The sequence below is a fragment of the Paraburkholderia sp. UCT31 genome, from assembly GCF_014397655.1.
GTDB lineage: Bacteria > Pseudomonadota > Gammaproteobacteria > Burkholderiales > Burkholderiaceae > Paraburkholderia > Paraburkholderia tuberum.
The window spans coordinates 1-5,915 of sequence record NZ_VZQP01000128.1 but is presented as its reverse complement, the minus strand read 5'-3'; the positions used below and the strand labels follow the sequence as shown (position 1 = coordinate 5,915).

The following is a 5,915-nucleotide window of genomic DNA, read 5'->3' as shown; positions in this document are numbered from 1 at the left end:
GTTGCCGCATTCTGCCGCAACCAGCCATGCACCAGCTTGCCGGTTCAGGGCGCCTCAAGGGTTCGCTGCGCCGGGCTCACGCCCGCCCTTGACCCGCCAAATCACCCACTCGGGTTTCAAAAGAGGCGGTGTATTTAAATGCCTGCTGAACGGGTCCGTGGTTATACTTACGTATTAATGAGTAAACTAACTGGCAACGCCATTTAATAATATTTTATTACATAAGAAGCATTCTTGGCAGCGCCGCGAACTTCGCGTAATAAGGATATTCAATGAATGTGCTCGTCGTCGACGATAATGAGTTCGTCGCGGACAGTCTGGCCTTCCTGCTGGACTGCATTGGTCACCGCGCCGTGATGGCGCACGACGCGGAGACTGCGCTGGAACTGCTCCATGCCGGCGCTTTCGAACTCGTTTTCCTGGACGAAAACCTCCCCGACATCAACGGCAGTGCCGTCGCGCTGTCGCTGCTGGACAGGCCAGCCTTCCCCCGGCCCTTTGTCGCCTCCATGACGGGTGACAGCGATAGCAACGAAGAGTTTGCCCGTCTCTTCGATGTGTGTCTGCAAAAGCCCTTCTCCCTCGAAGCACTCATGCAAGTCATCGAAGATGCTCGCTGCAGCAGCGATGCGAGCGCTCTCCTGGCCGCCTAGGCATTGCTTTGCTGTCTGCTGCGGTGACGCCGGCGGTCGAGCGGGTATCTCACAGAGAAATTGATAATGACCGGCGTCAGACGAGAATGCTTCTCGCGCTGCCAGTCCCAATGGAATACCCCGCCGCATTAGCGCGGGGCGCTTTGACCTTTCTTCCTCGCTATCGAAAATTCCAAGGACACCGACGCGACTATAAGCTTGTTGTCCGGGGTAATCGTCACGCTTGCCGTACAGCGCGCGCTTGGCGTCGTCCTGCTCTTTGCCATTCGCATGACCCCACAATTCGAAGCGTTCCGAGTGAACGGCGGTGTTGGCGCCGCCTCCCCGTCAATATCAGCTTTGGTGGACGCGGTGGCAAATTTGAGCACTGGCCTCATGCCGGGCATGCCGCCAACAGAGCCGGAACCTAGGCCTGCACTACGCAGGAATCCTCTCAGACTGCAAACGCCGAGGCCGGACCACATCATTTTCCGCGCCCTCTCGACAGCGGTGTCCTGTCCGCTTGGGCGCAGGTGAGCCTTCATTCGGCTACTAGCGAATCCGAAGCTGATTCAGTTGGCGCTCTGTGGTTTCCGGCTTGTCGGATGCGGCGCGAGCAGGCGGTTTCCCCCCCCCGGCAGTACGGTGGCGATTGCGTGCTTCATGATGGATTGTGAGCCTCTAGGCGACGCCAGCTCGACGGTGTAGCGGTCAAACGATTCGATTTTCCTGGTCAGGCGGATGCCGGTCTTGAGAAAGACGCTCACAGTCGTCTTGTCTCTTGACAACCTCTGAAGAAAGCCTTCTTCTACGGAGGGCGGAAGGACCATCAGGAGCTCCAGCGTTATGGATGTGAGCCAGTCGACGGTAACGCGACTGCGACATGCCATCAGTGCGATTATGGGAACTGCTGACGGCTCACGAGTGGCCCCCAAAGCCGACGTTTGAGATTGTCGCCAGGGCGAGGTCAGGTCTCATTTCTCGACCAGAACATCGAAGGCTTCGCGCGGGTCCTTCAGTTCCTGCATGGCCGCCGCGAATCTGGCCAATCCCAAAGTCGATGGTTGCTCATGTGAGTCTCCTGCGTAGTGCGCTTCGAGCCGTAGTGACGCGGCTTGTACTTCTCGCGCGGCGCTCACCACACGCTCGAGGGCGCGTGCCTCCGCCGAGCCCTTTTTTTCTTTCTTCGTCGTTGATTCTTTGGGGGCGGGCGCGACCACGGCCCGAACGCTTCGGTCGGCGTTTGGCGTTGCTTCCCTGAGACTGCCTGCGTTGGAAGCACGCAATTCGCCGACTCTAAAAGATGCGTCGGATTTAATCGGTGCGGAACGTCACAGACGGTCGTTGCTGGAGCCGCGTCATCGGTCCGGAAAATCTGCTGCCGACAAGACTATCGCGGTGCCGGTCTTCTTGAGCATTCTTCTTTCGACGGCTGCCGTTATGCGCTGGTGTCCGTCGGCAAATGCTTTCAATGTGCGCGCCTCGTTAGCACCGGCCGGCAACCAGAAATGCCGTTCGAGCGCGACGCGGCTGATTGAGCATTGCACCGACTGGTTGCGAAAAGATGCAACGAAAGCAACCACTTTTCCGTCTGAAGAAACGCAGGGTTCCGCGGTGAGGGTGTCGTCCATAGTTGTATAGATTCCTCATTGACCGAACGCAGGATTACTGCCCGAAAGCACCCGCTGACATACCTGGTCAATAATAAATCAGACCGCCCCCGGCGTTGACCGCTATCGAGCCCTTTCGTTAAGCGGAAGCGTCACCGCAGCCCATAGAGTAACGGGGCGCAGTGCAGTCGGGATGGTTCGCAGCGGCGCCTGTCCCGACCCGATAGCCCGAGACTTTCTTCCCTTGTAGTTGCTTTTGCAACCAACTCGCGACTTCTATCGCGTGGTGCAATAGAAACTCCGAAGTGGCTATCGATGAGGCGAGTTCCGCCTGGATGTGCGAGCCCTCTGCCGGTTGGCCTAACCCATCGATTGCTCCGGACTGGAGACGGATATTTCAGGCTGGAATGCATCGATGCTTTCCAGCAGTCTCTGCAGTCGTTGTTGTTGGTTCGGTGAAAGTCCCTGCGTCGCAAGTGCCTGAAGCACGCGCCCGCGCCAGTAAGTTCTGCTGAATAGAGACTCCGCTCCTTCCGCGCCCAGCACCTGCTCGAGATGGCCAATTGCGGGGTCGATATTACGAAACGTGTAGGGACTTACGCCCATCGGGTTTCTGTCAGTGAAGGTCATTGCGTGCGCTCTTTACTGATATGAAAAATTCAACAATGCAGGTTGGGATTTGAAACCACGCAATACAGCAAACAGGCTGCTGCGATGACCCAATCACACGGCGCCAGCGCCAGCACATACGCCTGCCGCGCGGGTCTCGGGCGGGAACACCTGCCATGTGCCGTCATCGTGCCGGAAGAAAAAAAGCGCAACCGAACCTTCCGGTCGCTGTACCTCGACACGTGCGTAACGCCTGCGGCTGGCGCCTGTGCGACTGAATCGGGTTACCCGAACCGGCGTCGCCGCAGTTGGCGTCAGCCATTTTTCAACCAGCGAACGCAGGGACCTTTTTGCCGTGTTCATCCGCTCCTCCTTCAGTCTCGTTACCGTCGGCTCGGCATTGCCCGGTGGCACAAGCCTCGATGTACCTGCGGCCTCGAAGAATGTGGTCGCTTCGCGTGCTGGATGCCGGACGAAATGAAACGAAGCTACGGCAGGCGACCTGCGCAACGACGCTTGAAAATTTCTGGCGCAGGAGACGAGTGCCGTGACGGCGTGCGAGGCGCACAGGCTCCTCCGAGCGCCACAGGCCGCCACCCCGCAAGCAAGGCGAGCGGGGTGCTCGCTTGAACGAATTGACAGCAGTGAGCTACGACAAAACGCTATTACTTCTCACTTGTTTCGACCGGTGCTGCAAGCTGTCGAGTCCGCTTGACTGAGGTCGAAGCCGCCGCGCTGATATTGCTCTCCGCAGTCTCTACCGCCTGCTTTGCGGCCTTCCTCGCAGCTTCATACGTTGTGTTCGCCGTCTCGCTTGCCGTGGTGATGAAGGTCTTCCACGCAGCCACGGCGTTTTCGCTTCCCGCCGGCGCGTTCTTCGCGACGCTGTCGACAAATGCCTGTGCATCGTGCTGGAACTGCCTGATTTTTGCTTCGGCGACGGCGGCGAATTCGGCCTGAGTGCTGGAGATAATTTCGTAAACGTGGCGCCAGTATGACTGTGCTTTTTCTATGGCGGGTTGAGCCTGGCTTGCCTGTTGTGCGAAAAACTCCTGTGGCGCTCCGGCCGAAAGCGCCTTGACCAGGATTTCCTGATTTTCGGCGAGGCTTGATTTGACTGCTTGCATGTTCAACTCGACCAGCTTTTCGACGGCGCCAAATGATTTCGTCAGGATGCCGAATGTTGTGGCAACACCAGCTTTCTGCGCAGCGACGATTTGTTCCGGGGGAATACTGCTCATCATTAACTCCATGGAGGTGAGGTGACCAATGTCAAAAAGTCAGATGAATGAAAAACTATGGGCCACAAAGTACGAATGGTTTGTGCGCTGCAGCAATAGTCATTTTATGAAGGAGTGGGCGGATGTCAACTACAGATTCGGCGGCAGCGCCGGGCGGCGTGCGAGAACGTGGGCAAACGCCCCGCTGGTATTGGGGGGCGAGCGAATACCAAGGGAATACCCGCAGAACATTTGGATTCCTCAGGATGCTAATGATGACCTTTTCCTCAGATGTGTGCGGTGCCACAAAATCGCCACGGTTCATTTGACGCTGAGAGCCGGTCCTGGGCGAGTGCTGGTTACCGGATAACGTAAACCGCAGGCTTGATGGCAAAATATTTTCTGTTTGACAGGGCATACTGGCAAAGGAATAGTTGAGCCAGAAACTAGCCGTCAGTCGGCTTTCGATGCAGCGCGACCTAGCAGGCTGTTGAAATACTGTTTCGAGGGGTGTTTGCAGGCCGATTTCAAGGGTGCTCTACCCCTTACCCAAGTCGCGTGAGCGGCCTATAGAGCATTTTATGAGGTCGACAATTTTCGCCAGCAGCCCTCCGGGGAGAATTTCAACAGCCTGCTAGAGCTAAGCATGACGTCACGAGGGCGTCATGGCGGGCATGTAAGTTTGACGGGCAGCCGGAAGAGAGGCCGGTGCTGAATTGCATAAAAATATATCTGAGAGAAGTTGGACAAAATGAATCGTCGTACCCAAAGCATGGGTCATCTCGAGCGTACTGCCGGGAATGACCGCCTGAGGCGCGCCTTGGCCGCACGCCTCGACAGGGCATTGAAGCGGGCCGGCATCAGTTCGGCACGCGCAGCTAACTGGCTGGGCGTGAGTGAACATGACGTGCAATATTGGCGACGCGGAATCACCGTCCCGCCGCTGAAGGCCTGTATGCGTCTCGCCACTGTTCTCCATCTCGATGTTGACTGGCTTTGCACAGGGCAGTCTCAGGCCGCCTGATTCGCATCTCGTGGGAATTGTGGGCCAAGGGAGTCTCTTTCCCGTAGATGCCCATACGTTCTGATGTTCGCAGCTTGGTCGGCATCGCGCTCGCAATGATGCCGCCATACGCATTTCTGATGCGGCACACCAGGCGTTTTTTTCACAGAAACCTGGGATGTCAAAGTGAAGTCAGCTAAACGAAACGGGGCGTTCGACGAAGCACCGCGGCTGAATGGATACGAGATGGAGTTGTCGCGAGGCGCCTCGCATATCGCGAGCACGCTGTACGAGGAAAGCATGCTTGCGGCGGTGAGGGAAACCATTTTTCACTTCGAGGCCTCGGACGGACGCGACGACCTGAAAGCATTTGCGCACGCCCTTCTCAGAAGACTGGAGCAGCGCGGGAAGCCGGCTGCGGCCAAGGTGCTACAGGACTTTATCGCGTGCGGCCGTTTGCCAGAGGGGGTACCCAGCGCGGCACACGGACCTGTGTCTGTTCGCAAACCCGTCGCCCGGAGGCGAAACAGCACGGACTCACAGAAGGCGAAGGCGCGCGAAGCAGCGTAAGCCGCATGCATGCACGCGAACCACAAGTTTGAAGCCTTAACCGCAACAGCAACCGAGGGTAGAACATGGCAAAGCGAATCCTTACGTAACGGGCGGTATGGGTGGAATTGGTACGGCGATATGTCAGCGGCTTCACAAGGACGGACTAGGGAAACGCTGATTAATGAACTGTCGGATCGGCTTGCAGATCAAGACGCGTCAAATTTTCTGGATAACGAATCGAATCGACGCTCATTTCGGTGAATTTGGCTCGCAAACGAGCCCCTCTTCT

The 5,915-nt window shown here is 57.2% G+C and carries 8 protein-coding genes; 2 read left to right on the top strand and 6 right to left on the bottom strand.

The genetic code is table 11. The features are described from left to right. Positions 1-272 precede the first annotated feature (272 nt). Positions 273-653 (top strand): response regulator, encoded by a 381-nt coding sequence (locus tag F6X40_RS40775; protein ID WP_187631795.1) that lies wholly within the window; start codon positions 273-275, stop codon positions 651-653. Between the two features lie 551 nt (positions 654-1,204). On the opposite strand, the gene F6X40_RS40770 is transcribed toward F6X40_RS40775, so the two are convergent. From F6X40_RS40770 to phaP, 6 genes are all read right to left on the bottom strand, one after another. Continuing rightward, positions 1,205-1,462 (bottom strand): RNA chaperone Hfq, encoded by a 258-nt coding sequence (locus F6X40_RS40770; RefSeq protein WP_187631794.1) that lies wholly within the window; start codon positions 1,460-1,462, stop codon positions 1,205-1,207. A gap of 144 nt (positions 1,463-1,606) precedes the next feature. After that, positions 1,607-1,918, bottom strand: coding sequence for a hypothetical protein (locus F6X40_RS40765; RefSeq protein WP_187631793.1), 312 nt, complete (start codon positions 1,916-1,918; stop codon positions 1,607-1,609). 72 nt (positions 1,919-1,990) lie between these two features. Further along, the gene (locus F6X40_RS40760) at positions 1,991-2,263 is read right to left on the bottom strand and encodes a DUF1488 family protein (protein WP_187631792.1); all 273 of its coding nucleotides are present in this window, start codon (positions 2,261-2,263) and stop codon (positions 1,991-1,993) included. A 339-nt stretch (positions 2,264-2,602) separates the two neighbouring features. Further along, positions 2,603-2,872 carry a hypothetical protein gene (locus tag F6X40_RS40755; RefSeq protein WP_187631791.1) on the bottom strand — a complete coding sequence of 90 codons (270 nt, stop codon included), beginning with the start codon at positions 2,870-2,872 and terminating at the stop codon, positions 2,603-2,605. Between the two features lie 93 nt (positions 2,873-2,965). Continuing rightward, entirely contained in the window at positions 2,966-3,214 is a 249-nt protein-coding gene (locus tag F6X40_RS40750; RefSeq protein WP_187631790.1) for a hypothetical protein, read from the bottom strand. Between the two features lie 302 nt (positions 3,215-3,516). Continuing rightward, a complete protein-coding gene (gene phaP / locus F6X40_RS40745; RefSeq protein ID WP_187631796.1) occupies positions 3,517-4,092 on the bottom strand; it encodes a TIGR01841 family phasin in 576 nt (191 codons plus the stop codon). A gap of 730 nt (positions 4,093-4,822) precedes the next feature. On the opposite strand from phaP, the gene F6X40_RS40740 reads away from it, so the two are divergent. After that, positions 4,823-5,095, top strand: coding sequence for a helix-turn-helix domain-containing protein (locus tag F6X40_RS40740; protein WP_187631789.1), 273 nt, complete (start codon positions 4,823-4,825; stop codon positions 5,093-5,095). The last annotated feature ends 820 nt before the right edge of the window (positions 5,096-5,915 follow it).

Coding starts and splice junctions, on each gene's coding strand:
- phaP (WP_187631796.1), bottom strand. CDS start 4,092: ATGAGCAGTATTCCCCCGGAACAAATCGTCGCTGCGCAGAAAGCTGGT.
- F6X40_RS40770 (WP_187631794.1), bottom strand. CDS start 1,462: ATGGTCCTTCCGCCCTCCGTAGAAGAAGGCTTTCTTCAGAGGTTGTCA.
- F6X40_RS40775 (WP_187631795.1), top strand. CDS start 273: ATGAATGTGCTCGTCGTCGACGATAATGAGTTCGTCGCGGACAGTCTG.
- F6X40_RS40740 (WP_187631789.1), top strand. CDS start 4,823: ATGAATCGTCGTACCCAAAGCATGGGTCATCTCGAGCGTACTGCCGGG.
- F6X40_RS40760 (WP_187631792.1), bottom strand. CDS start 2,263: ATGGACGACACCCTCACCGCGGAACCCTGCGTTTCTTCAGACGGAAAA.
- F6X40_RS40750 (WP_187631790.1), bottom strand. CDS start 3,214: ATGAACACGGCAAAAAGGTCCCTGCGTTCGCTGGTTGAAAAATGGCTG.
- F6X40_RS40755 (WP_187631791.1), bottom strand. CDS start 2,872: ATGACCTTCACTGACAGAAACCCGATGGGCGTAAGTCCCTACACGTTT.